Origin of the sequence: Tardiphaga sp. 862_B3_N4_1, assembly GCF_051811085.1 — a bacterium.
In the GTDB taxonomy this organism is placed as follows: Bacteria; Pseudomonadota; Alphaproteobacteria; order Rhizobiales; family Xanthobacteraceae; genus Tardiphaga; species Tardiphaga robiniae.
The window spans coordinates 2,936,123-2,958,463 of sequence record NZ_JBPWQB010000001.1; the positions used below are offsets into that span (position 1 = coordinate 2,936,123).

Here is a 22,341-nt window from a genome sequence, read left to right on the forward strand (position 1 = left end):
CCTACTCTTCCGGTGCGTTCTCGATCGGATCGAACCGGTCGTGTTCGAGACCGAGCAAGTTCCACGATTGCAGCATATGCGGCGGCAGCGGCGCCGTCGCGTCGATCACGCCGCCACGCGGATGCGGGATCACAATGCGGCGCGCCAGCAGATGCAAACGCTTCTGAATGCCGCCCGGCAACTGCCAGTTCTCGATGTTGAAATATTTCGGGTCGCCGACGATCGCGTGGCCGATATGCGCCATATGCGCGCGCAACTGATGCGTACGCCCCGTCACCGGCTTCAGCGACACCCAGGCGAGTTTCTGCGCCGAGGTCTCCACCACGGCGTAATAGGTCACCGCGTGGCTTGCGCCCTCGTCGCCATGCTTGGCGACGCGCATGATGGTGTCTTCCTCGTTCTCTTCCTTGGCCAGATAGGTCGAGATGCGTCCCTGCTTGGGCTTCGGTACGCCGGCAACCAGCGCCCAATAGATTTTTCGCGCAGAGCGTTCGCGGAACGCGCCGGTGAGTTTGGTGGCGGCGAAGCGCGTTTTGGCGATCAACAGGCAGCCCGACGTTTCACGGTCGAGACGGTGCACCAGGCGCGGCTTCTGTCCCTTGGCGTCGCGCATCACCTCCAGCATCATGTCGACGTGACGCGTCATGCCCGAACCGCCCTGCACGGCAAGACCAGCCGGCTTGTTCAACACCATGACGTCGGCGTCCTCGTAGATCGTCATCTCCTTGAGCGCCTGCAGAGTTTTGTTGGCAGCCTCCGAGAGTTCACCGACGACCTTCGGCGCATCGAGCTTCAGCGGCGGAATGCGGACGGTCTGTCCTTCTTCCAGCCGGTCCTTGCTGTCAGCGCGCTTGCCGTTCACGCGCAGCTCGCCTTTGCGGACGATGCGCTGGATATGGGAGAATGACAGGCCGGGAAAATGCGCTTCGAGAAAGCGATCGACGCGCATGCCATTCTCATCAGGCGTAACAATGACGTTCTGCACGGCGGTGGGCAGCGGCGCCGGCGCAACTTCCGGCTTCGCCGGTTCTTCATCGAGATAAGGCGCGGGCATCCGCGGCTCACGCAGCGGCGCGTTACCATAACGCGGCGCGGCCTTGCCGCCCGGACGCGAACCGGAAGGACGCGCGCTTGGTGGACGCTTGCCGGCCGGACGCTCGGAGCGCTGCGGCGCATCGAAGCGCTCGGCTCGTTCGGCACGCTGAGGGCGTTCGGATCGCTCGGCACGTTCCGGCCGCTCGGCCCACTCAGAGCGTTCACCGGCACGCGCACGCGGCGGACGTGCACTCATCGGGCGATCGCTGCTCACGCGGCCGGCCTTGCCGAATGACGGCCGCTCGCCCTTCGACGCGGCGGCTTTGGAGGCAGCGCCCTTCGGCGCGGCGCCCTTGCCACGCGGCGCCTTGCTACGCTCACCACCGGGACCACGCTTGGCGAGAGGCTTCTTGTCGCGACGGCTCATGATTGTCTCTCGTTCCTCAGTCTGGTCCAGTAATCTAGCCGCTTGCGAATCTCGCGTTCGAACCCGCGCTCGGGCGGATCATAGAAGGTCTGCCGCCCCAAGGCTTCCGGGAAATAGTCTTGCCCGGAGAAACCTTCTGGCGTGTCGTGGTCGTATTGGTACCCGTCGCCATAGCCTTCGGACTTCATGAGCTTGGTCGGCGAGTTCAGGATGTGCTTCGGTGGCAGCAGCGAACCGCCTTCTTTCGCTGTCCGCATCGCGGCCTTGTAGGCCATATAGGCGGCATTCGATTTCGGCGCGGTGGCGATATAGATCACGGCCTGCGCAATGGCGAGTTCGCCTTCGGGATGGCCGAGAAAATCATAGGCATCCTTGGCGGCATTGCAGATCACCAGCGCCTGCGGATCGGCAAGACCGATGTCCTCCACGGCCATCCGCACCACGCGGCGCGCCAGGAACAGCGGGTCCTCGCCGGCGTCTAACATCCGGCACAGGTAATACAGCGCTGCGTCGGGATCGCTGCCGCGCACCGACTTATGCAGTGCCGAGATCAGATTGTAGTGGCCATCGGCCGACTTGTCGTAGATCGGCGCACGGCGTTGCAGGATGTCCTGCAACTGCGCGGCATTGAAGATCTCATTGGTCCGCGCGGCGCGCCAGACCTCCTCGACCAGCGTCAGTGCAGCGCGGCCATCGCCATCGGCCATCCGCACCAGCACGGCGCGCGCCTCGGCATCGAGCGGCAATGCACGGCCTTCGACCTTCTCCGCATGCACGAACAGTTTCTCGATGGCGGCCGCATCCAGCGACTGGAACACCAGCACGCGCGCGCGCGACAGCAAAGCGGCGTTGAGTTCGAATGACGGGTTCTCGGTGGTGGCGCCGACCAGCACTACGGTGCCGTCTTCCATCACAGGCAAGAACGAGTCCTGCTGCGCCTTATTGAAGCGGTGCACCTCGTCGACGAACAGCAGCGTGCCCTTGCCCATCTCGCGGCGCGCGCGCGCAGCTTCAAACACTTTCTTCAGATCGGCGACGCCAGAGAACACCGCAGATATCTGCTCGAATTGAAGCTCCGTTGCGTCCGCAAGCAGCCGCGCAACGGTGGTCTTGCCGGTGCCTGGCGGTCCCCAGAATACCAGCGAACCCAGCGTGCGCGTTTCCAGCATGCGCGTCAGCGCACCATCAGGACCGAGAATGTGATCCTGCCCGACCACATCGGACAGCACACGCGGCCGCAGCCGCTCCGGCAACGGGCGCGGCGCGTCCTGCTCCAGCCCGGCTGCGGCAAACAGGTTTGCGGACAGAGTGGGTTGTTTCGGGCTCATCCGCCGAGTGTAACGTTGATCTGCTGACCGCCGCGCACCACCACGATGCGCCACAGCCGCGCACCCTCGCGCGTCACCTTGTCGAGATCGCTGGTCTTGCCGATCTTGGTGCCGTTGACCGCGATGATGAGATCGCCCTTCTGGAAGCCGACGCCAGCCGCTGTGGCCGTATCGGTCAGCTCTGTAATGACGACGCCTTCGGTGCTGGAATCCAGCCGCAACTCGTCGGCAACGGCCGGCGAGATATTGGCGACCTTGGCGCCCTGGAATGGCGAACGCGCCGTCAGCGTGATCTCGTCACGGCCCGTGTCAGGGGCCGCCTCGAGCGCAACGGTCAGCTTCACCGGCTTGCCGCTGCGTTGTGCATCGAGCTGCGCAGTGCCGCCGAGCGGCCGCGTCGCGAAGCGATACTCGAATGCATTCGGATCCTCGATGGCCTGGCCATCGATGGCAGTCACGAGATCGGAGACCTTGAGACCGGCCTTTGCAGCCGGGCTGTTCGCGGTGACATTGACGACCAGCGCACCCGAAGGCGTCTTCAGGCCGAGCGTCTCGGCGATCTCAGGCGTGATGTTCTGCAGCCGCGCGCCGAGCCACGGACGCTTCACGGCCTTGCCACCGCTCTTGGCGGAGGCAACGACGACGCGCACCATATTCGCCGGGATCGCAAAGCCGATGCCCTGCGAGCCGCCGGAGCGCGAGAAGATCGCGGTGTTCACGCCGACCAGCTTGCCGGTCATGTCGACCAGCGCGCCGCCGGAATTGCCGGGATTGATCGCAGCATCGGTCTGGATGAAGAACTGATAGTCGGTGATGCCGACCTGGGTGCGCGCAAGCGCCGACACGATACCGTGGGTCACGGTCTGGCCAACGCCGAACGGATTGCCGATGGCGAGGACAACGTCACCGACCAGCAAGTCATCCGAGTTCGAGAAATCCAGCGTCGGGAATTTCTCCTTGCTGTCCTTGATGCGCAGCACCGCCAGATCAGTGCGGCTGTCCTTGAGCACGATCTCGGCCTCGAACTCGCGCTTGTCCGCCAGCGACACCTTCACTTGGTCGGCGCCTTCGATGACGTGGTTGTTCGTAACGACGAGGCCCGATGCGTCGACCATCACACCCGAACCGAGCGAACGCTGCATCTGCTCCGGCTGCATGCCCTGGCCGCCGAAGAAGCGGCGGAACACCGGATCGTCCAGCAGCGGATTGCGGTTCTGCACCGTCTTGGCTGCATAGACATTCACCACGGCCGGCTGCACCCGCTGCACGATCGGCGCGTAGGACAGCTTCATTTCCGTCGGCGATGTCGGGACCCGGCGATCTTGTGCAACAGCCGGCGCGAGTGCGGACGACAGGACAATGGCGCACAGAGCGGAAGCGGTCGCAGCGTTGCGGAAAAATGGGATCATCGGGGCCTCTTTGAGGAAATCGCGGCGAATATAGGCTGCTGAGCGGGGCAATAGAAGGGCGGGAACTAGCTTGCGTCCGCCGGCACATCCTTCTCCACCGGCGCTTTTTTGCGCGGCTGGGGCGCTACGGCCGCGACCGACTTCTGACGCATCTTGTGCGCATCACCCCACGCCTTGAGGGCATCGATGACCGGGCGCAATCCGAGCCCGGTTTCCGACAGTGCATATTCGACCCGCGGCGGGACCTCGGCATAGACCGTCCGGACGATCAGCCCATCCTCCTCGAGCGCGCGCAGCTGTTTGGTCAGCATACGTTGGGTGATCCGTGGCATCAGCTTGCGCAGTTCGCCGAAACGCAGCCGCCCCTGCTGCAGATGATACAGGATCACGCCCTTCCATTTGCCGTCGATCAGATCGAGCGTCACCTCGACCGGACAGCCCGGCCCATTGCCGAAATCACGCCGTTTCATCGCAAATACCCAATAGTATCCATTCGGTGACTATATCCCTGAAATGACAGTACTTGCAATTATTGTCGCCTCGGGACACCTCTTCGGGACATTCCCGCCAGGAGCATGGAGCGCACCCAATGAAGGCAGTCGGCTACACCAAATCCCTCCCGATCGACGCCGCTGACGCGCTGGTCGATTTCGAGGCTCCGAAGCCCGAACCGACCGGTCGCGACATCCGCGTATCGGTGAAGGCGATCTCGGCCAATCCCGTCGATTTCAAGGTGCGCAAGCGCGCGGCGCCGCCGACCGGCGAAACCAAGATCCTCGGCTATGACGCTGCCGGCGTCGTCGATGCTGTCGGCCCCGATGTGACGATGTTCAAGCCGGGCGACGAGGTGTTCTATGCCGGCTCGATCCAGCGCCAGGGCACCAATGCAGAGTTCCATCTGGTCGATGAGCGCATTGTCGGCCGCAAGCCCTCCTCGCTCTCCTTCGCACAGTCTGCGGCGTTGCCGCTTACCGCGATCACCGCCTGGGAACTGCTTTTCGATCGACTCGGCGTTGCACCCGGCAAGAGCCTCGATCCGCGCACGCTGCTGATCATGGGCGGTGCCGGCGGCGTCGGCTCGATCCTCATCCAGCTCGCACGCCGCCTCACCGGCCTCACGGTAGTGGCAACGGCATCGCGACCCGAGACGATCAAGTGGTGCCAGGATCTCGGCGCACATGCGGTGATCGATCACAGTAAGCCGCTGAAGGAGCAGATCGACGCATTGAAACTGCCGCCGGTCTCACTCGTCGCCAGCCTCACGGGGACGGAACAGCACTACAAGGCGCTTGCCGACCTGATCGCACCGCAGGGCAAGTTGGGGCTGATCGACGATCCCGTTGAGTTCAACATGTCCGCGTTCAAAGGCAAGGCCGTCTCGGTGCACTGGGAATCCATGTTCACGCGATCGTCATTCCAGACGCCCGACATGATCGCGCAGCATTACCTCCTCAACGACGTCGCGGACCTCATCGACAAGGGCGTGCTGCGCACGACGCTCGACAAGACCTTCGGCACCATCAACGCCGCGAATCTCAAGCGCGCGCATGCGCTGCTCGAATCCGGCAAGTCGCACGGCAAGATCGTGCTTGAAGGCTGGTGATCACGAAACTGCTACCTACAAAATTCCCGCCTGGAGACACCTACGATAACAGAGCGCATCCATGGATGCGCTCTTCTCGCATAATAGCTAATTAAGATAGCTAATTATCTAAATCGCTTGTGATCGAAAAGCGACACAGCGGTGTCGTTCACCACAATGCGATGCGGGTTTTACAGAACTGTCGCAAAGCTTGCCTAGGTTGCCCGCGAGCTCAACGGTAGCTCGCTTGTTAAATGAGAACGGCCCCTGGCGAGAGCCTCCGGACATTCTCTTTCGCAAGATCACAAACACAGATCCATACGCGTCCATCACCTGCGGAGCAATTCGCGGGGCGTGTCGGATTTTGTCTTCTACAGGGGTACTCCATGTCTTTCACGACACACAAAATCCTGGGCACGCTCGGCGTGATCGGCGCGCTGGCCGCAGGCCCGGCGCATGCGCAGTCATCGAATGATGAGATCGCCGTATTGAAAGCGCAGCTCCGCGCGCTGGAAAAGAAGCTCGATAACGTTCAGAAGCAGGCCAACACGACGCAAAAGCAGACGGAAACGGTCAAGCAGAACTTCGCGAATGCCAACGCTGCCATGCACAAAAAGGCTGTGCCCTTCATCAACGCGAACCTGACGATGCCCGGCAACCGTCCGACCTTCTGCACCGACGACGGTCTGAACTGCATCGCCATCACCGGCCGTCTGCACCTCGACACTGCCGCCTATTCGTTCTCGCCGAAGTCCGCCGGCACCAGCCCGCAGAGCGTGAATGACGGCATCAATGCCCGTCGCGCACGTCTCGGCCTGATCGGCACCTTCAACAAGAATTGGGAATACGGCGTGATTGTCGATGCCGGCGGTACCACCGATGGCGACGTCACGCTCAACAACGCCTATGTCGCCTATAAGGGCGTCAAAGGCCTGTTGATCCAAGGCGGTTACATCGACGTCCCCTATACGCTGGACGAAGCGACCAGCTCGAACAACATCATGTTCATGGAACGCGCAGCTTCGCAGGTTCTCGCGACCAGCCTCGCGGCAGGCGACAACCGCGCCGCGTTCGGTGGTCAGGTATTCGGCGATCAATACTGGGTCGGCGCCTACGTGACCGGTCCGACGACCGGCCTCAACGTCAATCACAGCCAGCCGCAGCCGCTCGGCGCAACTTTCCGTGCGGTCGGCCTGCCGATCAACAACGAAGTTGGCACCGTGCTGGTCGGCTTCGATGCGCTGTATCTCGCCCAGCCCGGTGGTGTGACCAACAATACGCTCGGCATGTCCGATCGCATCGAAGTTCGCGTCGATCCGGCGACCAACGCATTGCTCAACACCGGCACCATGAACTTCGTGAATAATGCCCGTGTGCTGAGCGGTGAAGCCGCCGTCAAGTTCGGCAGCTTCATGGCGTCGGGCGAATACTTCGACTACAACATCCAGCGCAGCAACGGTCTGTCCGACCTGAGCTTCAATGGCGGTTACGGCCAGGCCAGCTACGTCATCACCGGCGAACAGCACAAGTACAACACATCGGCCGGTGCCTTCGGCGGCATCAACCCGGCCCGTCCAGTCAACTTCGCGACCGGCGATCTCGGCGCATGGGAACTCGCGGTGCGCTACAGCTACGCCAGCCTGAATGACGGTGTCATTTGCGGCGGTGAACTGAAGAACACCACGGTCGGCGTGAACTGGTATGTGAACCAGAACATGCGCTTCATGTTCAACTGGATCCACGGCACCGTCGACAAGTTCGCCGTCAACAGCAACGTGAACACCGGTGCCGACTATGACGCGTTCGCGATGCGCACTCAGGTGGCCTTCTAAGCGCACGCATCGTCTCCGCGGTCTCGCGGCATGACGTCCTCAACGAATAAAGGCGGCGCTTCGGCGCCGCCTTTTATCTTTGCGGGGCGTAGGCTTATGCGATGGTCTGGACGATCCCGCCTTCCGCGCGCAACGCTGCGCCGTTGGTGACCGATGCCTCCTTCGACGAGACATAGACGACCATGTTCGCGATCTCCTCGACGGTCGCAAAACGCTGGATCAGCGACGTCGAACGGTGCTGCTTGACGAAGTTGGAAGCAGCCTCTTCGACCGATTGCCCATTCTGTTTGGCGAGATCCTTGACGAAGGTCTCCACGCCTTCCGACATGGTCGGTCCGGGCAGCACGGAATTGACCGTCACAGCCGTGCCCTTGGTGAGCTCCGCGAGGCCACGCGAGATCGCGAGCTGCGCTGTCTTCGTCATGCCGTAGTGGATCATCTCGCCGGGAATGTTCAGTCCGGATTCCGATGAGATGAAAACGATACGGCCCCAGTTGCGCTTCAGCATACTCTGCATGTAGGCGCGCGACAGACGGATGCCCGACATCACATTGACCTCGAAGAAGCGCGTCCAGTCCTCGTCGGGAATGTCGAAGAAACCCTTGGGCTCGAAGATGCCGGCATTGTTGATGAGGATATCGACCTCGGGGAGTGCCGAGGCGAGCGCGTTGCAGCCCTCCGCTGTCGACACGTCCGCAGCGACGCCTGTCACCTTGGCCCCGGGCACGGCCTTGGTGATCGCGGCGATTGCCGCGTCCACCTTGCCCTGACTGCGGCCATTCACAACAACCTGAGCGCCAGTGGCGGCCAGGCCCTTGGCAATGGCGTGACCAATGCCCGAGGTCGAGCCCGTCACGAGTGCCGTCTTGCCCGTCAGATCGATCTTCATATGCGTACTCCCGTTTGAATGACGGAGCTGATATCGGAACGCGGATTGAAAGATGCAACTGCATCCAAAAGACGAAAGCACAACAAAAAAGCGGCGCACAAGGCGCCGCTTTCCCTAAATTCTGATGTGAAGTGGCTTACGCCGCTTCGGACGCGCCCTGCACCGGACCCGAATCCTTGCCCTTGGCGTCTTCGTCGCGATCGACGAATTCGATCAGCGCCATCGGGGCGTTGTCGCCGTAGCGGAAGCCGGCCTTGATGATGCGGGTGTAGCCACCCTGACGATCAGCGTAGCGCTTGGCCAGCACGTCGAACAGCTTGCGAACCTGATCCTGATCCTTCATCTCGCTGATAGCCTGGCGACGCATGTGGAGGCCGCCCTTCTTGCCAAGGGTGACGAGCTTCTCCACGATCGGGCGGAGCTCCTTGGCCTTCGGAAGCGTGGTGATGATCTGCTCGTGCTTGATCAGCGACGCGCACATGTTGGCGAACATCGCCTTGCGATGTTCTGCGGTGCGGTTGAGCTTGCGATGAACCTTGCCGTGACGCATTGGAATATTCCTTATATTTCAGTTTGCCGCGACGGTTCGTCGGACATCATGTTGCAGGTGGGCTGCCTGCGTTCGCCCATAACGACATGGCCGGGACAACCCGGCCACGCCGCTCGTGATGCTCAGTAGTGATCTTCGAAGCGCTTGGCCAACTCGTCGATATTTTCCGGCGGCCAACCGGGCACTTCCATGCCGAGGTGCAGACCCATCTGGGCGAGCACTTCCTTGATTTCGTTCAGCGACTTGCGGCCGAAGTTCGGAGTGCGGAGCATTTCTGCTTCCGACTTCTGAACGAGGTCGCCGATGTAAACGATGTTGTCGTTCTTCAGGCAGTTTGCCGAACGCACCGAGAGCTCGAGTTCGTCGACCTTCTTGAGGAAAGCCGGGTTGAAAGCGAGATCCGGGATGACTTCCTGAGCAACTTCCTTGCGGGGCTCTTCGAAGTTCACGAACACGTTGAGCTGGTCCTGCAGGATGCGCGCGGCATAAGCGACCGCGTCATCCGGCGTCAACGCGCCGTTGGTCTCGATCGTCATCGTCAGCTTGTCGTAATCGAGGATCTGGCCCTCACGGGTGTTCTCGACCTTGTACGACACCTTGCGAACCGGCGAGTACAGGCTGTCGATCGGGATCAGGCCGATCGGCGCGTCTTCCGGACGGTTATGCTCGGCAGCGACGTAGCCCTTGCCGCCGGCAACGGTGAATTCCATGCGGATCTCGGCGCCCTCGTCGAGGGTGCAGATCTGCAGGTCGGGATTGAGAACGGTCACATCGCCGACAGTCTGAATGTCGCCGGCGGTCACGACGCCCGGGCCCTGCTTCTTCACGACCATGCGCTTCGGGCCTTCGCCCAGCATCTTGATCGAGATGTCCTTCACGTTCAGCACGATGTCGGTGACGTCTTCACGCACGCCGGCAATCGAGGAGAATTCATGCAGCACGCCGTCGATGTGCACCGACTGCACGGCAGCGCCCTGCAGCGAGGACAGCAGGATGCGGCGGAGTGCGTTACCGAGGGTCTGACCGAAACCGCGCTCGAGCGGTTCGGCAACCAGGGTCGCAAAACGGGTAGGATCGCTGCCAGGGGTTACCTGCAGCTTGTTCGGCCGGATAAGTTCTTGCCAATTTTTCTGGATCGTCACTGTGTCACCCATGCCATCAAACTCACTGGCGTTGGAGATCGCGGATCAGTCCGCGTAAGTCGCATCGCAAAAGCGATCGCGGGCAGCCGAGCCACCCGCGATCAAAAAGTATCAAACGCGCCGACGCTTGCGCGGGCGGCAACCGTTGTGCGGGATCGAGGTCACGTCGCGGATCGAGGTGACCGTGAAGCCCGCGGCCTGCAGAGCGCGGAGAGCCGATTCACGACCCGAACCCGGACCGCCGACTTCGACTTCCAGCGTGCGCATGCCGTGTTCCTGCGCCTTCTTCGACACGTCTTCAGCAGCAACCTGCGCTGCATACGGGGTCGACTTACGCGAGCCCTTGAAGCCCATCGTACCAGCCGACGACCAGGCAATCGTGTTACCCTGCGCGTCGGTGATGGTGATGGTCGTGTTGTTGAACGACGAATTCACGTGCGCGATGCCCGATGCAATGTTCTTGCGCTCGCGGCGACGAATACGTCCGGCTTCCTTTGCCATCTCTAACCTTTCTGAGGATCTCAACGCCGCCGTAATGCCAGCGGCTACACCAAAAAATAATTGCAGAAGCGGATGATCATCCGCTTCCGCAAACTCGTATTCGAAAGTTTACTTCTTCTTGCCGGCGATCGACTTGGCCGGACCCTTGCGGGTGCGCGCATTGGTATGCGTGCGCTGGCCACGAACCGGCAGACCGCGACGATGACGCAGGCCGCGATAGCAGCCGAGGTCCATCAGACGCTTGATGTTCATGCCCGTCTCGCGACGAAGATCGCCCTCGACCAGATAGTCGCGGTCGATGACTTCGCGGATCTGCAGAACTTCCGCGTCGCTGAGCTGATTGACGCGGCGTTCAGGAGCGATCTTCACCTTCTCGATGATATCGGCGGCGTTCTTCTGGCCGATGCCATGAATGTACTGCAGCGCGATCAGCACGCGCTTGTTGGTCGGGATGTTTACACCGGCGATACGGGCCACAACTTCTCTCCTGTCACCAGTCCATCACGAACCGGCATTATCATCATTTGTCGGGCGGGTATTCACAAACGCGAACACGACGCCCGTCCCCTGGATTTCAGTGGGGCCCGGCATCGTTGGAATCTTCCGACTGGATGAGGGCCTTATTAAAGTATTCGACTTCGTTTCGTCAACCTGCTCTAGCGTTTGACGCGCTTTTTGCCGGCTTTCTTGGCCACTTTACCGGCCTTCTTGGCCGGCTTTTTGGCCGACTTGCTGGTTTTGGCCTTCGAAGCCGATTTTACAGCCTTTTTGGCCGCTTTTACCGCCTTTTTGACCGTTTTCTTGACAGTCTTCTTCACGACCTTCTTGGCCGCCTTTGCCTTCTTGGCGACCTTTACCGGCGCCTTCTTGGCCTTCTTGACTGCCTTCGCAGCTTTTTTGGCCGATTTGGCCGCTTTCTTGGCCGGAGCAGATCCACGCTTGGCGGCAGCAGCCTTCTTGGCGGGCTTGCGGGCCGGCTTCTTCGCCGCCTCATCGGCGGCGAGAATCGCTGCCAGCACGCGGTTGATCTCAGCCGTCACCTCTTCGATGGTCATCATGCCATCGATGGTCACCAGCTTCCGCTTCTCCGAATAATAATGCACCAGCGGCTCGGTCGAGGTGCGGTAGCTCGCCAAACGCTTCGACAGCACTTCCGGCGTATCATCGATGCGCACGGTCTCGCCGCGCTCCATCATCTGCGCGACACGGGCTTCGACACGCTGCAACAGCGCGCTCTCATTGACGCGGAGCTCAACGGCAGCATCGAGATGAAGCCCCTTGGACTTCAGCAGTGCATCCAGCGCTTCAGCCTGCGGCACGGTACGCGGGAAGCCGTCGAGGATGAAGCCGTTGGCGGCATCCGGCAGCTCGATGCGATCCGAGATGATCCCGATCACAATATCATCGGGCACCAGGCCGCCAGCGGCCATGATGTCCTTGGCCCTGAGGCCAACTTCGGTCTCGGCAGCCACGGCAGCACGCAGCATGTCACCGGTGGACAGCTGAACGATGTTGTGACGTTCGACAAGACGATGTGCCTGAGTTCCCTTGCCCGCCCCCGGCGGCCCGAGAAGAATCAACCTCATTTGCGCCGGCCCCTCAGCTTCGACTTGCGGATCAAACCTTCATACTGGTGCGCCAGCAGATAGCCCTGCACCTGCGCCACAGTGTCCATGGTGACACTGACCACGATCAGCAGCGACGTGCCGCCGAAGTAGAACGGCACCGAGGCGTAGGAAATCAGGATCTCGGGGATCAAGCAGACCACGGCGAGATAGGCAGCGCCGAGTACAGTGATGCGCGAGAGCACATAGTCGATGTATTCTGCGGTCCGCTCACCCGGGCGAATGCCCGGGATGAAGCCGCCGTGCTTCTTCAGATTGTCGGCAGTCTCGGTCGGGTTGAACACGATCGCCGTGTAGAAGAACGCGAAGAACACGATCAATGACACATACATGATCAGGAACAGCGGACGACCATGGCTGAGCTGCGTGGTCAGCCACTGGAACCATTCCGGCCCCTTGCCTGCGTTGAAGCTCGCGATGGTCGCTGGCAGCAACAGCAGCGATGACGCGAAGATCGGCGGGATCACGCCCGAGGTGTTGAGCTTCAGCGGCAGATGCGAGGACTGGCCCTCGAACATCTTGTTGCCGACCTGGCGCTTCGGATACTGGATCAGCAGGCGGCGCTGGGCGCGCTCCATGAACACGATGAAGGCGATCACGACCACAGCCATCACGATGACGACCAGGATCAGACCGGTCGACAGTGCGCCCTGACGACCCAGTTCGAGCATATTGGCGATCGCCGACGGAAGCTCGGCCACGATGCCGGCAAGAATGATCAGCGAGATGCCATTGCCGATGCCGCGCGAGGTGATCTGCTCACCCAGCCACATCAAGAACATCGTGCCGCCGGTCAGCGTGACCGAGGTCGAGATCAGGAAGAACATGCCGGGTTCGCTGACGACATTGCCTGCGCCCTGCAGACCCGCCGCAATGGCATAGGACTGGAACGCGGCGAGGATGACAGTCAGGTAACGTGTGTACTGGTTCAGCGTCTTGCGGCCCGCCTCACCCTCTTTCTTGAGAGCTTCGAGCTGGGGTGACACGGTGGTCAGCAGCTGAATGATAATCGATGCCGAAATATACGGCATGATGTTCAGCGCAAAAATCGCCATGCGGTTGATGCCGCCGCCCGCGAACATGTTGAACATGCCGAGGATGCCGCCGGCCTGCTGCTTGAACACCTGTTCCCACGCGGCCGGATCGATGCCGGGCAGCGGAATATAGGTGCCGAGCCGATAAACAAGCAGCGCACCCAGTGTGAACCAGATGCGCTTCTTCAGTTCATCGGCCTTGCCGAGGGCCGAAAAGTTGAGGTTTGCTGCTAATTGCTCTGCTGCAGAGACCATGTTTGGCTTTCTCCCGCGCCCCTTTCGCCATCATGCCCCGAAAGAGCGGGGCATGCAGCGGAGGCCGGACATTATTTGGTGCTCGGCATTGATAAAATCTACTGCCACATCACGCAAGGCCGCCCACAGACGCAGGCGATGCCGCAGATGTTACGCAGCTTCGCCGTCGGCCTTCTTCGGCGCGATGATCTTCACCGAACCGCCGGCCTTCTCGATGGCTTCGATCGCCGTCTTGGTGGCGCCGTGCACTTCGATGTTGATCTTGGCCTTAATCTCGCCACGACCGAGAACACGCACACCAGCCTTCGAGCGGCGCAGAACGCCAGCCTTCACCAGCGATTCAGCGTTGATCACGGCCTTGATGTCGATGGTCTTCGCATCGATCGCGTCCTGGAGACGGTCCAGGTTGATCTCGGCGTAATCGAGACGGAAGATGTTGTTGAAGCCGCGCTTCGGCAGACGACGATGCAACGGCATCTGGCCGCCCTCGAAGCCCTTGATACGGACGCCCGAACGTGCGGTCTGGCCCTTGCCGCCGCGGCCCGCGGTCTTGCCCTTGCCGGAGCCGATGCCACGGCCGACGCGCATACGCTTCTTACGGGAGCCGGCGTTATCGGCGATATCGCTGAGCTTCATCGTTCTTTTCCCTGTTTCGCCCTGTCTTCCCGAGGCTTACCGGCAGATCCGGACCTCGAAGGTCAACAGTGTCATCCCTGCGGCAACCTGGCGGCCGCAGTGAGACGACGTGAACTTACTTATCCTCGACCACGCGGACGAGGTGCTGCACTTTGGTGATCATGCCGCGAACTTCAGGAGTGTCCTGCAATTCGCTGACGCGACCGATCTTGTTGAGCTTGAGGCCGATCAGCGTAGAACGCTGCGAGTGGTGCCGGCGAATTGCGCTGGCGACCTGCTCGACCTTGATCATCTTTGCGGCCTTGGCCATCGTGATAACTCCAAAAAGTCTTTTTAGAGGGCATGATCCTTATCGGAAAAGTGGAGATCCACTTTTCCGAATCATGCCTGTTATTCGGCAACCAGCTCGGCGTCACCGCCAACGCGGCGCGACTGCAGGGTGGACACCTTGATGTTGCGGCGAGCAGCAACCGAACGCGGCGAATCCTGATGCTTCAGCGCGTCGAAAGTGGCGCGAACCATGTTGTAGGGATTCGACGAACCGATCGACTTGGCCACCACGTCCTGGATACCCAGCGTTTCGAACACAGCGCGCATCGGACCGCCGGCGATGATGCCGGTACCAGCTGGAGCGGCACGCAGATACACGCGACCCGCGCCATGACGGCCAGCGATGTCGTGATGCAGCGTGCGACCTTCGCGCAGAGCGACGCGCGTCAGGTTGCGCTTGGCCGACTCGGTTGCCTTGCGGATTGCTTCCGGAACTTCACGGGCCTTACCGTGACCGAACCCGACCCTGCCCTTCTGATCGCCAATGACGACCAGAGCTGCAAAGCCGAAGCGCTTGCCGCCCTTGACGACCTTCGCCACACGATTGATGTGGACGAGCTTGTCGACGAACTCACTATCACGCTCTTCCCGGGGGCCCCGGTCGCGTCCGCCGCGTTCGCGTTCACCTGCCATGGTGTTTTCCAATCCTTGCGAAGCTTTCGCTTCTAACCCTGTGTCCGTTCAAATCTGCAACTTGCAAATCAACGAAAGTGAAATCGCTTAGAAGCTGAGCCCGCCTTCGCGAGCTGCATCTGCCAGCGCCTTGACGCGGCCGTGGTACAGATACTGACCACGGTCGAACACCACTTCCTTGACGCCATTCTTGACCGCGCGCTCTGCCAGCAGCTTGCCGACAGCCTGCGCCGCATCGACGTCCGCACCGGTCTTGCCGGTTTCGCGCATCGCCTTCTCCAGCGACGACGCGGAAGCGAGCGTCTCGCCCTTCAGGTCGTCGATGACCTGCGCGTAGATGTGCTTCGACGAGCGGAAGATCGACAGGCGCGGACGGCCATTGGCAGTCCGGCGGAGCGAGAGCCGCACGCGTTGCTTGCGCCGGGCATTCGTAATCTTGAGTTTCGACATGACCGGCTCCGTTACTTCTTCTTGCCTTCCTTGCGGAAGATAAACTCGTCGGAATAACGTACGCCCTTGCCCTTATAGGGCTCCGGCGGACGATAGCTGCGGATCTCCGCTGCTACCTGACCGACGCGCTGCGAGTCGTTGCCGGCGACGTTGATCTCGGTCGGCTTCGGCACCGTGATGGTGATGCCTTCCGGGATCGCGTAGACGACATCGTGGCTGTAACCGAGCGCCAGCTGCAGGTTCTTGCCCTGCAGGGCCGCACGATAACCGACGCCGGTGATCTCGAGCTTCTTCTCGAAACCCTTGGTAACGCCTTCGAGCAGATTCGCGATCTGCGCGCGAGCGGTACCGTACAGTGCACGGGCGCGGTTGGTTTCGACGCGAGGAGCAACCTTGATTGCGCCCTCTTCCATCTTCACCACCACGTCGTCGTGCACGACGAACTGAAGAGCGCCCTTGGGGCCCTTCATCTTGACGGTCTGGCCTTCGACGGACGCGGTAACTCCCGCGGTCACCGCCACTGGCTTCTTGCCAACTCGTGACATGACTGATCCTTCCTCAGAACACCGTGAAGAGAACTTCACCGCCCACATTCGCGTCGCGCGCGTCGTGGTCGGCCATAATTCCCTTGGGCGTCGACAAAACGGAGATACCGAGGCCGTTCTTCACGCGCGGCAGGTTCTTCACCGAGACGTAAACGCGACGTCCTGGCTTCGAAACACGCTCGATTTCGCGGATGACCGGTTCGCCATCGAAATACTTGAGTTCGATCTCGAGCTCGGAGCGGCCCGACGAATGCTCGACGCTGGCGAAGCCACGGATGTAGCCTTCGTTCTTCAGCACTTCGAGCACGTTGGCGCGCATCTTGGAGCCCGGGGTCGAAACCTTGGACTTGGTACGCATCTGCGCATTGCGGATACGGGTGATGAGATCGCTGATTGGATCGTGGGTCGACATGTTCCGCCCCCCTTACCAGCTGGACTTCACGAGCCCGGGAACCAGGCCCTTCGAGCCCAATTCACGCAGCGCGATACGGCTGAGCTTGTTGATACGATAGACCGAATGCGGACGACCGGTGATTTCGCAACGGTTCATGATCCGAACGGGCGATGAATTGCGCGGAAGCTCGGCGAGCTTCAGCGTTGCGGCGAACCGCTCTTCCATCGGCTTGGTCTTGTCGGCGATGATGGCCTTGAGACGCGCGCGCTTCGGCGCAGCGTTCGCGGACATCTTCTTCCGACGGTTGTTCTTCTCGATCGAACTCTTCTTTGCCATGCTTGGCTCCTGGGTTACCGCGTTTGAGAAGCTTTTCAGCTACTCACTGCCGGAACGGGAAATTGAAAGCGGTCAACAAAGCGCGGGCCTCGTCGTCGGTGCGCGCAGTGGTGCACACCGTGATGTCCATGCCCAGCGGCGTATCCCCGGCCTTGTCGAAATCGATTTCCGGGAAAATGATGTGCTCTTTGAGACCGAGCGAGTAGTTGCCACGGCCGTCGAAGCTCTTGGCGTTCAGGCCACGGAAATCTCGCACGCGCGGCAGAGCGACGTTCACCAGACGATCGATGAACTCGTACATCTTCGTCTTGCGGAGAGTCACCTTGGCGCCGATCGGCTGGTTTTCACGCAGCTTGAAGGTCGCGATAGCAACGCGCGAATAGGTCACGATGGCCTTCTGACCGGCGATCAGCGACAGGTCGCCGGCAGCGGTTTCGGCCTTCTTGCGGTCGTTCACAGCTTCGCCAACGCCCATGTTCAGGACGATCTTGTCGAGGCGCGGAACCTGCATGACGTTTTCGTAGCCGAACTGTTCAGTCAGCTTGGCACGAATGGACTTATCATATTCGACGCGCAGGCGCGGAATGTAGACGGTCTCAGACATCGATCTCTGCTCCCGAACGCTTGGCGATACGCACCTTGGTGCCATCAGCCTGGATCTTGAAACCAACGCGAGTCGGCTTGCCGTCCTTGCCGACGATCGCGATGTTGGACAGTTGGATCGGCGCCTCTTTCGAGATGATGCCGCCTTCCTGTGCCTGGGTCTGCTTCTGGTGACGCTTGACCAGGTTGACGCCGCGAACCAGCGCCTTGCCCTCGGTCGGGCGCACTTCAAACACTTCGCCGGTACGGCCCTTGTCGCGACCGTTCAGCACGATGACCTTGTCACCCTTGCGAATTTTGGCAGCCATTACAGCACCTCCGGCGCAAGCGAGATGATCTTCATGTGGTTCTTGGCGCGCAGCTCACGCGGCACGGGCCCGAAGATACGGGTACCGATCGGCTCGGACTGATTGTTGATCAGCACGGCAGCGTTGCGATCGAAGCGGATGACAGAGCCATCCGGGCGGCGAATGTCCTTGCGGACGCGCACGACGACCGCCTTCATGACGTCGCCCTTCTTCACCTTCCCACGTGGGATGGCTTCCTTGATCGATACGACAATTACGTCGCCAACGGATGCATAACGGCGCTTGGATCCACCAATCACCTTAATGCACATGACACGGCGTGCGCCTGAATTATCGGCCACGTCGAGGTTGGTCTGCATCTGAATCATTGATGCACCTCGTCCTCTGTTTATGCGCTAATGCGCGATTTTTAGGCAGTCTTCTTCTGTTCGCCCCGGACAACCGTCCAGTGCTTCAGCTTCGACATCGGCTTGCTCTCTTCGATCCACACCATGTCGCCCGGCTTGAACTCGTTGTTCTCGTCGTGGGCATGGTAATTTTTCGAACGGCGAATGGTCTTCTTGTAGATCGGGTGCGTAAAGCGACGGTCAACGCGAACAACAACCGTCTTGGCTTGCTTGTCGCTGACGACCACGCCCTGCAGAGTACGTTTCGGCATGTTCGGCCCCTTACTTCGACTTACCGTCGCGCTTCTGCGCGGCGATGGTCTTGATTCGTGCAATATCACGACGCGCCTCACGAAGGCGAGAGGTGTTTTCCAGCTGCCCGGTGGCGCGCTGGAAGCGCAGGTTGAAACGCTCCTTCTTCAGATTGAGGACGGCGTCGTCCATCTGATCGGGGCTCATTGCGCGGATATCGCTGGTTTTCATTTCGGCCATGGCTCTACTCCGCAATGCGCGTAACGAAACGCGTCTTGATCGGCAGCTTGGCGGCAGCGAGGGTCATCGCTTCCTTGGCAATCTGCGTGGTGACACCGTCGATCTCGAAGATCACTCGGCCTGGCTTGACGCGCGCAACCCACAGTTCCGGGGTACCCTTGCCGGAGCCCATTCGGACTTCAGCGGGCTTCTTCGAAACCGGAAGATCCGGGAACACCCGGATCCAGACGCGGCCGGCACGCTTCATGTGACGGGTCAGCGCGCGACGGGCAGCTTCGATCTGACGCGCGGTCAGACGCTCCGGCGCCATTGCCTTCAGGCCGAACTGACCGAAAGCCAGCGTGGCGCCCGAAGTCGCAACGCCGTGGATCCGGCCCTTATGCGCCTTCCGGAACTTGGTCTTCTTTGGTTGCATCATGGCTTACGCCCTCAAACCTTCTAATTAAACGCTCAAGCAGCGTCGCGACGCGGCCGGGAATTGTCACCCTCGGCCATGCGCTTGTCCTGAGCCATCGGATCGTGCTCGAGGATTTCGCCCTTAAAGATCCAGACCTTGACGCCGCAGGTGCCGAACGTCGTGAACGCGGTGGCTACGCCGTAATCGATATCCGCACGCAGCGTGTGAAGCGGCACGCGACCTTCGCGATACCATTCCATACGCGCGATTTCCGCACCGCCCAGACGACCCGAGCAGTTGATACGAATGCCTTCGGCGCCGAGACGCATGGCCGACTGCACTGCCCGCTTCATCGCACGACGGAACGCAACGCGGCGCTCGAGCTGCTGCGCGATCGACTCGGCGACCAGGGTCGCATCGAGCTCCGGCTTGCGGATTTCGACGATGTTGATCACCACGTCCGACGAGGTGATATCGGCAACCTTCTTGCGAAGCTTGTCGATGTCGGCGCCCTTCTTGCCGATGACAACACCCGGACGAGCCGACTGAATGGTCACGCGGCACTTCTTGTGCGGGCGCTCGATGATGATCTTGGCGACGGCCGCCTGCTTGAGCTCCTTGTGCAGGATCTCGCGGATCTTGACGTCTTCGTGCAACAACTTGCCGTATTCGTTCTTGCCGGCATACCAACGTGAATCCCACGTACGGTTGATGCCAAGACGCAGACCGATTGGATTGATCTTCTGACCCATCTTATTCTCCTGCGCCTGCTTACGCTGCTGCTTCTGCTTCGACCTGACGAACGACAATCGTCAGCTGCGCAAACGGTTTAAAGATACGGCCCGAACGGCCACGGCCGCGCGGACTGAAACGCTTCATCACGATGCCCTTGCCGACATGCGCCTCGGAGACGATCAGCGCGTCAACGTCGAGGTCATGGTTGTTCTCGGCATTGGCGATCGCCGATTCCAGGCACTTCTTCACGTCGACCGCGATCCGCTTGCGCGAGAACTGCAGGTCGGCGAGTGCAGCCGAGGCCTTGCGGCCGCGAATCATCTGCGCAACCAGGTTCAGCTTCTGCGGGCTCACGCGCAACATGCGGGCGATCGCCTTGGCCTCGTTATCCGGGAGGCTCCGTTCGCGCTTTGGCTTGCTCATGACTTAGTCCTCAGCCCTTCTTGGCTTTCTTGTCGCCGGCGTGGCCATGGAAGGTTCGGGTCGGCGAGAACTCGCCGAACTTGTGACCAACCATTTCCTCGTTCACAGCGACAGGTACATGCTTCTGGCCGTTGTAAACGCCGAAGGTGAGACCCACGAACTGCGGCAAGATCGTCGAGCGACGGCTCCAGATCTTGATCACATCATGACGACCAGACGAACGAGCGGCATCTGCCTTCTTGAGCAGCGAACCCTCGACGAACGGGCCTTTCCAGACTGAACGAACCATGTCCGGCGATCCTTACTTCTTCCGCTTGTGGCGGCTGATGAGAATGAACTTGTTGGTCGACTTGTTCGACCGGGTCTTCTTGCCCTTGGTCGGCTTGCCCCAGGGCGTAACCGGGTGACGACCACCCGAGGTACGACCTTCACCACCACCGTGCGGATGGTCGATCGGGTTCATGACGACGCCGCGGTTATGCGGACGCCAGCCGAGCCAGCGGGTACGACCGGCCTTGCCGATCGAGATGTTCATGTGATCCGGGTTCGACACAGCGCCGATGGTGGCGGTGCAACGACCGTGAACCAGGCGCTGTTCGCCCGAGTTCAGACGGATGATCACGTAATCATGGTCACGACCGACGAGCTGGGCGTAGGTGCCGGCGGAACGAGCGATCTGGCCGCCCTTCCCGATCTTCATCTCGACGTTGTGGATGATCGTACCGATCGGCATGTTGCCGAGCGGCATGACATTGCCCGGCTTCACGTCGACATAGCTGCCGGCGATGACGGTATCGCCAACGGCCAGACGCTGCGGCGCCAGGATATAAGCCTGCTCGCCATCGGTATACTTGATCAGCGCGATGAACGCGGTGCGGTTCGGATCGTATTCCAGACGCTCGACCACGGCCGGAACGTCGACCTTGGAACGCTTGAAGTCGACGATACGATAGGACTTCTTGTGGCCACCGCCACGGAAGCGCACCGTGATGCGACCGGTGTTGTTACGACCGCCAGCCGAGTGCTTGCCTTCGGTCAGAGCCTTGACAGGCTTGCCCTTGTACAGCGCGGAACGATCCACCATGACCAGCTGACGCTGGCCGGGTGTCGTTGGGTTGAATGTCTTAAGTGCCATCGTTGATCGCCCTTACAGTCCGGTCGTAACGTCGATGCGGTGGCCCTCTTCGAGGGTCACGATCGCACGCTTGACGTTCGACTGTGAACCGAGGTTGCCACGGAAGATCTTCGTCTTGCCCTTGCGAACCAGCGTGTTCACGCTCTTTACCTTGACGTCGAACAGCTTTTCGACGGCTTCCTTGATCTGCGGCTTGGTGGCCTTGCCGTCGACCTTGAAAACAACCTTGTTGAATTCAGAAGCGACAGTGGCCTTTTCCGTCACCACAGGGGCGACGATCACGTCGTAATGGCGCGGGTCGATATTCTTCATTTGAAGCGCGCCTCCAACGCATCAAGCGCCGCCTTGGTCAGAACCAGCTTCTGACGACGCAGAATGTCATAGACGTTGATGCCCTGGATCGGCAGCACGTCGATGTTCGGAATGTTACGGGCCGCCTGAGCGAAACCGACATGAACCTCGGCGCCATCGATGATCAGCGCATTGGTCAGGCCGAGACCCGAGAAGTGACCGAGCAGAGCCTTGGTCTTGGCGGCTTCCAGGTTGGCGTTCTCGATCACGATCAAGCCGCCGTCCTTGGCCTTCGCCGACAGAGCATGCTTCAGCGCGAGTGCACGGACCTTCTTCGGCAGATCGAACGCATGGGAGCGAACGACCGGACCGAAGGCACGACCGCCGCCGCGGAACTGCGGAACGCGAGCCGAACCGTGACGAGCACCGCCGGTGCCCTTCTGCTTGTACATCTTCTTGCCGGTGCGCCAGATTTCGGCGCGACCCTTGGCCTTGTGGTTGCCCGACTGGCGCTTTGCGAGCTGCCAGTTGACGCAACGCTGGATGATATCGGCGCGCGGATCGAGACCGAAGATGGCATCCGACAGCTCGATCGAGCCGGCGTCCTTGCCCTCAAGCGTGGTGACGTTCAGTTTCAT

Annotated in this window: 32 protein-coding genes; 2 read left to right on the forward strand and 30 right to left on the reverse strand. The window is 60.8% G+C overall.

Annotated features, from left to right (window positions below):
• Window position 1: 1 nt before the first annotated feature.
• From AB8B02_RS13930 to AB8B02_RS13945, 4 genes are all read right to left on the reverse strand, one after another.
• Window positions 2-1,462: an RluA family pseudouridine synthase gene (locus AB8B02_RS13930; protein WP_439064209.1), complete on the reverse strand. Its 1,461-nt coding sequence runs from the start codon at window positions 1,460-1,462 to the stop codon at window positions 2-4.
• Entirely contained in the window at window positions 1,459-2,790 is a 1,332-nt protein-coding gene (locus tag AB8B02_RS13935) for a replication-associated recombination protein A (protein WP_439064210.1), read from the reverse strand. The genes AB8B02_RS13930 and AB8B02_RS13935 overlap by 4 nt, the downstream gene beginning before the upstream one ends.
• Window positions 2,787-4,199 carry a DegQ family serine endoprotease gene (locus AB8B02_RS13940; RefSeq protein ID WP_120292498.1) on the reverse strand — a complete coding sequence of 471 codons (1,413 nt, stop codon included), beginning with the start codon at window positions 4,197-4,199 and terminating at the stop codon, window positions 2,787-2,789. The genes AB8B02_RS13935 and AB8B02_RS13940 overlap by 4 nt, the downstream gene beginning before the upstream one ends.
• 65 nt (window positions 4,200-4,264) lie before the next feature.
• Entirely contained in the window at window positions 4,265-4,669 is a 405-nt protein-coding gene (locus AB8B02_RS13945) for a winged helix-turn-helix transcriptional regulator (protein WP_439064211.1), read from the reverse strand.
• 119 nt (window positions 4,670-4,788) lie between these two features.
• Here AB8B02_RS13945 and AB8B02_RS13950 point away from each other — a divergent pair, with 119 nt between their 5' ends.
• Together AB8B02_RS13950 and AB8B02_RS13955 are read left to right on the forward strand one after the other, a co-directional pair.
• Window positions 4,789-5,802 carry a zinc-binding alcohol dehydrogenase family protein gene (locus tag AB8B02_RS13950; RefSeq protein WP_439064212.1) on the forward strand — a complete coding sequence of 338 codons (1,014 nt, stop codon included), beginning with the start codon at window positions 4,789-4,791 and terminating at the stop codon, window positions 5,800-5,802.
• Window positions 5,803-6,167: 365 nt separating this feature from the next.
• Window positions 6,168-7,613 (forward strand): porin, encoded by a 1,446-nt coding sequence (locus AB8B02_RS13955; RefSeq protein WP_439064213.1) that lies wholly within the window; start codon window positions 6,168-6,170, stop codon window positions 7,611-7,613.
• A gap of 94 nt (window positions 7,614-7,707) precedes the next feature.
• Here AB8B02_RS13955 and AB8B02_RS13960 read toward each other — a convergent pair whose 3' ends face one another.
• From AB8B02_RS13960 to rplD, 26 genes are all read right to left on the reverse strand, one after another.
• The gene (locus AB8B02_RS13960) at window positions 7,708-8,502 is read right to left on the reverse strand and encodes an SDR family NAD(P)-dependent oxidoreductase (RefSeq protein ID WP_175368421.1); all 795 of its coding nucleotides are present in this window, start codon (window positions 8,500-8,502) and stop codon (window positions 7,708-7,710) included.
• 136 nt (window positions 8,503-8,638) lie between these two features.
• Window positions 8,639-9,052, reverse strand: a complete 414-nt coding sequence (gene rplQ, locus AB8B02_RS13965) for a 50S ribosomal protein L17 (protein ID WP_089268182.1) — start codon at window positions 9,050-9,052, stop codon at window positions 8,639-8,641.
• Between the two features lie 122 nt (window positions 9,053-9,174).
• Window positions 9,175-10,206, reverse strand: a complete 1,032-nt coding sequence (locus AB8B02_RS13970) for a DNA-directed RNA polymerase subunit alpha (RefSeq protein ID WP_089268181.1) — start codon at window positions 10,204-10,206, stop codon at window positions 9,175-9,177.
• 99 nt (window positions 10,207-10,305) lie between these two features.
• On the reverse strand, window positions 10,306-10,695 hold the full coding sequence (rpsK, locus tag AB8B02_RS13975) for a 30S ribosomal protein S11 (RefSeq protein ID WP_068731453.1): 390 nt from the start codon (window positions 10,693-10,695) through the stop codon (window positions 10,306-10,308).
• Between the two features lie 108 nt (window positions 10,696-10,803).
• The gene (gene rpsM, locus AB8B02_RS13980; protein ID WP_439064214.1) at window positions 10,804-11,172 is read right to left on the reverse strand and encodes a 30S ribosomal protein S13; all 369 of its coding nucleotides are present in this window, start codon (window positions 11,170-11,172) and stop codon (window positions 10,804-10,806) included.
• Window positions 11,173-11,351: 179 nt separating this feature from the next.
• Window positions 11,352-12,281 carry an adenylate kinase gene (locus AB8B02_RS13985; RefSeq protein ID WP_439064215.1) on the reverse strand — a complete coding sequence of 310 codons (930 nt, stop codon included), beginning with the start codon at window positions 12,279-12,281 and terminating at the stop codon, window positions 11,352-11,354.
• Window positions 12,278-13,609 (reverse strand): preprotein translocase subunit SecY, encoded by a 1,332-nt coding sequence (gene secY, locus AB8B02_RS13990; RefSeq protein WP_089268179.1) that lies wholly within the window; start codon window positions 13,607-13,609, stop codon window positions 12,278-12,280. The genes AB8B02_RS13985 and secY overlap by 4 nt, the downstream gene beginning before the upstream one ends.
• 150 nt (window positions 13,610-13,759) lie before the next feature.
• On the reverse strand, window positions 13,760-14,245 hold the full coding sequence (gene rplO, locus AB8B02_RS13995; RefSeq protein WP_068731461.1) for a 50S ribosomal protein L15: 486 nt from the start codon (window positions 14,243-14,245) through the stop codon (window positions 13,760-13,762).
• 115 nt (window positions 14,246-14,360) lie between these two features.
• Window positions 14,361-14,555, reverse strand: a complete 195-nt coding sequence (gene rpmD, locus AB8B02_RS14000; RefSeq protein ID WP_068731463.1) for a 50S ribosomal protein L30 — start codon at window positions 14,553-14,555, stop codon at window positions 14,361-14,363.
• A gap of 80 nt (window positions 14,556-14,635) precedes the next feature.
• The gene (gene rpsE / locus AB8B02_RS14005; RefSeq protein ID WP_068731465.1) at window positions 14,636-15,208 is read right to left on the reverse strand and encodes a 30S ribosomal protein S5; all 573 of its coding nucleotides are present in this window, start codon (window positions 15,206-15,208) and stop codon (window positions 14,636-14,638) included.
• A gap of 87 nt (window positions 15,209-15,295) precedes the next feature.
• Entirely contained in the window at window positions 15,296-15,658 is a 363-nt protein-coding gene (gene rplR / locus AB8B02_RS14010) for a 50S ribosomal protein L18 (RefSeq protein WP_068731467.1), read from the reverse strand.
• Between the two features lie 11 nt (window positions 15,659-15,669).
• Complete coding sequence (gene rplF, locus AB8B02_RS14015) at window positions 15,670-16,203, reverse strand: 50S ribosomal protein L6 (RefSeq protein WP_089268177.1); 534 nt, start codon at window positions 16,201-16,203, stop codon at window positions 15,670-15,672.
• A gap of 13 nt (window positions 16,204-16,216) precedes the next feature.
• Complete coding sequence (gene rpsH, locus AB8B02_RS14020) at window positions 16,217-16,615, reverse strand: 30S ribosomal protein S8 (protein ID WP_089268176.1); 399 nt, start codon at window positions 16,613-16,615, stop codon at window positions 16,217-16,219.
• Between the two features lie 12 nt (window positions 16,616-16,627).
• Window positions 16,628-16,933, reverse strand: coding sequence for a 30S ribosomal protein S14 (gene rpsN / locus AB8B02_RS14025; protein ID WP_089268175.1), 306 nt, complete (start codon window positions 16,931-16,933; stop codon window positions 16,628-16,630).
• Window positions 16,934-16,976: 43 nt separating this feature from the next.
• On the reverse strand, window positions 16,977-17,537 hold the full coding sequence (gene rplE / locus AB8B02_RS14030) for a 50S ribosomal protein L5 (RefSeq protein WP_089268174.1): 561 nt from the start codon (window positions 17,535-17,537) through the stop codon (window positions 16,977-16,979).
• Window positions 17,530-17,844: a 50S ribosomal protein L24 gene (gene rplX, locus AB8B02_RS14035; RefSeq protein ID WP_068731477.1), complete on the reverse strand. Its 315-nt coding sequence runs from the start codon at window positions 17,842-17,844 to the stop codon at window positions 17,530-17,532. Before rplX ends, rplE begins: the two co-directional genes overlap by 8 nt.
• Entirely contained in the window at window positions 17,844-18,212 is a 369-nt protein-coding gene (rplN, locus tag AB8B02_RS14040; protein WP_068731479.1) for a 50S ribosomal protein L14, read from the reverse strand. Before rplN ends, rplX begins: the two co-directional genes overlap by 1 nt.
• A gap of 41 nt (window positions 18,213-18,253) precedes the next feature.
• Window positions 18,254-18,502, reverse strand: a complete 249-nt coding sequence (rpsQ, locus tag AB8B02_RS14045; RefSeq protein ID WP_089268173.1) for a 30S ribosomal protein S17 — start codon at window positions 18,500-18,502, stop codon at window positions 18,254-18,256.
• Between the two features lie 10 nt (window positions 18,503-18,512).
• Entirely contained in the window at window positions 18,513-18,722 is a 210-nt protein-coding gene (gene rpmC, locus AB8B02_RS14050) for a 50S ribosomal protein L29 (RefSeq protein ID WP_089268172.1), read from the reverse strand.
• A 4-nt stretch (window positions 18,723-18,726) separates the two neighbouring features.
• Window positions 18,727-19,140 (reverse strand): 50S ribosomal protein L16, encoded by a 414-nt coding sequence (rplP, locus tag AB8B02_RS14055; protein ID WP_089268171.1) that lies wholly within the window; start codon window positions 19,138-19,140, stop codon window positions 18,727-18,729.
• A gap of 32 nt (window positions 19,141-19,172) precedes the next feature.
• The gene (rpsC, locus tag AB8B02_RS14060) at window positions 19,173-19,871 is read right to left on the reverse strand and encodes a 30S ribosomal protein S3 (RefSeq protein WP_068731624.1); all 699 of its coding nucleotides are present in this window, start codon (window positions 19,869-19,871) and stop codon (window positions 19,173-19,175) included.
• A gap of 19 nt (window positions 19,872-19,890) precedes the next feature.
• Window positions 19,891-20,277, reverse strand: coding sequence for a 50S ribosomal protein L22 (rplV, locus tag AB8B02_RS14065; RefSeq protein ID WP_068731486.1), 387 nt, complete (start codon window positions 20,275-20,277; stop codon window positions 19,891-19,893).
• A gap of 10 nt (window positions 20,278-20,287) precedes the next feature.
• Complete coding sequence (rpsS, locus tag AB8B02_RS14070) at window positions 20,288-20,566, reverse strand: 30S ribosomal protein S19 (protein WP_089268170.1); 279 nt, start codon at window positions 20,564-20,566, stop codon at window positions 20,288-20,290.
• 12 nt (window positions 20,567-20,578) lie between these two features.
• A complete protein-coding gene (rplB, locus tag AB8B02_RS14075; RefSeq protein WP_068731490.1) occupies window positions 20,579-21,412 on the reverse strand; it encodes a 50S ribosomal protein L2 in 834 nt (277 codons plus the stop codon).
• A 12-nt stretch (window positions 21,413-21,424) separates the two neighbouring features.
• A complete protein-coding gene (locus AB8B02_RS14080; RefSeq protein ID WP_068731492.1) occupies window positions 21,425-21,724 on the reverse strand; it encodes a 50S ribosomal protein L23 in 300 nt (99 codons plus the stop codon).
• Window positions 21,721-22,341, reverse strand: a complete 621-nt coding sequence (gene rplD, locus AB8B02_RS14085) for a 50S ribosomal protein L4 (protein WP_120291944.1) — start codon at window positions 22,339-22,341, stop codon at window positions 21,721-21,723. The genes AB8B02_RS14080 and rplD overlap by 4 nt, the downstream gene beginning before the upstream one ends.

What these genes read in the sequence shown, in the direction of transcription:
- AB8B02_RS13930 (WP_439064209.1), bottom strand. Translation starts at nt 1,462, where the DNA reads ATGAGCCGTCGCGACAAGAAGCCTCTCGCCAAGCGTGGTCCCGGTGGT.
- AB8B02_RS13935 (WP_439064210.1), bottom strand. Translation starts at nt 2,790, where the DNA reads ATGAGCCCGAAACAACCCACTCTGTCCGCAAACCTGTTTGCCGCAGCC.
- AB8B02_RS13940 (WP_120292498.1), bottom strand. Translation starts at nt 4,199, where the DNA reads ATGATCCCATTTTTCCGCAACGCTGCGACCGCTTCCGCTCTGTGCGCC.
- AB8B02_RS13945 (WP_439064211.1), bottom strand. Translation starts at nt 4,669, where the DNA reads ATGAAACGGCGTGATTTCGGCAATGGGCCGGGCTGTCCGGTCGAGGTG.
- AB8B02_RS13950 (WP_439064212.1), top strand. Translation starts at nt 4,789, where the DNA reads ATGAAGGCAGTCGGCTACACCAAATCCCTCCCGATCGACGCCGCTGAC.
- AB8B02_RS13955 (WP_439064213.1), top strand. Translation starts at nt 6,168, where the DNA reads ATGTCTTTCACGACACACAAAATCCTGGGCACGCTCGGCGTGATCGGC.
- AB8B02_RS13960 (WP_175368421.1), bottom strand. Translation starts at nt 8,502, where the DNA reads ATGAAGATCGATCTGACGGGCAAGACGGCACTCGTGACGGGCTCGACC.
- rplQ (WP_089268182.1), bottom strand. Translation starts at nt 9,052, where the DNA reads ATGCGTCACGGCAAGGTTCATCGCAAGCTCAACCGCACCGCAGAACAT.
- AB8B02_RS13970 (WP_089268181.1), bottom strand. Translation starts at nt 10,206, where the DNA reads ATGGGTGACACAGTGACGATCCAGAAAAATTGGCAAGAACTTATCCGG.
- rpsK (WP_068731453.1), bottom strand. Translation starts at nt 10,695, where the DNA reads ATGGCAAAGGAAGCCGGACGTATTCGTCGCCGCGAGCGCAAGAACATT.
- AB8B02_RS13985 (WP_439064215.1), bottom strand. Translation starts at nt 12,281, where the DNA reads ATGAGGTTGATTCTTCTCGGGCCGCCGGGGGCGGGCAAGGGAACTCAG.
- secY (WP_089268179.1), bottom strand. Translation starts at nt 13,609, where the DNA reads ATGGTCTCTGCAGCAGAGCAATTAGCAGCAAACCTCAACTTTTCGGCC.
- rplO (WP_068731461.1), bottom strand. Translation starts at nt 14,245, where the DNA reads ATGAAGCTCAGCGATATCGCCGATAACGCCGGCTCCCGTAAGAAGCGT.
- rpmD (WP_068731463.1), bottom strand. Translation starts at nt 14,555, where the DNA reads ATGGCCAAGGCCGCAAAGATGATCAAGGTCGAGCAGGTCGCCAGCGCA.
- rpsE (WP_068731465.1), bottom strand. Translation starts at nt 15,208, where the DNA reads ATGGCAGGTGAACGCGAACGCGGCGGACGCGACCGGGGCCCCCGGGAA.
- rplR (WP_068731467.1), bottom strand. Translation starts at nt 15,658, where the DNA reads ATGTCGAAACTCAAGATTACGAATGCCCGGCGCAAGCAACGCGTGCGG.
- rplF (WP_089268177.1), bottom strand. Translation starts at nt 16,203, where the DNA reads ATGTCACGAGTTGGCAAGAAGCCAGTGGCGGTGACCGCGGGAGTTACC.
- rpsH (WP_089268176.1), bottom strand. Translation starts at nt 16,615, where the DNA reads ATGTCGACCCACGATCCAATCAGCGATCTCATCACCCGTATCCGCAAT.
- rpsN (WP_089268175.1), bottom strand. Translation starts at nt 16,933, where the DNA reads ATGGCAAAGAAGAGTTCGATCGAGAAGAACAACCGTCGGAAGAAGATG.
- rplE (WP_089268174.1), bottom strand. Translation starts at nt 17,537, where the DNA reads ATGTCTGAGACCGTCTACATTCCGCGCCTGCGCGTCGAATATGATAAG.
- rplX (WP_068731477.1), bottom strand. Translation starts at nt 17,844, where the DNA reads ATGGCTGCCAAAATTCGCAAGGGTGACAAGGTCATCGTGCTGAACGGT.
- rplN (WP_068731479.1), bottom strand. Translation starts at nt 18,212, where the DNA reads ATGATTCAGATGCAGACCAACCTCGACGTGGCCGATAATTCAGGCGCA.
- rpsQ (WP_089268173.1), bottom strand. Translation starts at nt 18,502, where the DNA reads ATGCCGAAACGTACTCTGCAGGGCGTGGTCGTCAGCGACAAGCAAGCC.
- rpmC (WP_089268172.1), bottom strand. Translation starts at nt 18,722, where the DNA reads ATGGCCGAAATGAAAACCAGCGATATCCGCGCAATGAGCCCCGATCAG.
- rplP (WP_089268171.1), bottom strand. Translation starts at nt 19,140, where the DNA reads ATGATGCAACCAAAGAAGACCAAGTTCCGGAAGGCGCATAAGGGCCGG.
- rpsC (WP_068731624.1), bottom strand. Translation starts at nt 19,871, where the DNA reads ATGGGTCAGAAGATCAATCCAATCGGTCTGCGTCTTGGCATCAACCGT.
- rplV (WP_068731486.1), bottom strand. Translation starts at nt 20,277, where the DNA reads ATGAGCAAGCCAAAGCGCGAACGGAGCCTCCCGGATAACGAGGCCAAG.
- rpsS (WP_089268170.1), bottom strand. Translation starts at nt 20,566, where the DNA reads ATGGTTCGTTCAGTCTGGAAAGGCCCGTTCGTCGAGGGTTCGCTGCTC.
- rplB (WP_068731490.1), bottom strand. Translation starts at nt 21,412, where the DNA reads ATGGCACTTAAGACATTCAACCCAACGACACCCGGCCAGCGTCAGCTG.
- AB8B02_RS14080 (WP_068731492.1), bottom strand. Translation starts at nt 21,724, where the DNA reads ATGAAGAATATCGACCCGCGCCATTACGACGTGATCGTCGCCCCTGTG.
- rplD (WP_120291944.1), bottom strand. Translation starts at nt 22,341, where the DNA reads ATGAAACTGAACGTCACCACGCTTGAGGGCAAGGACGCCGGCTCGATC.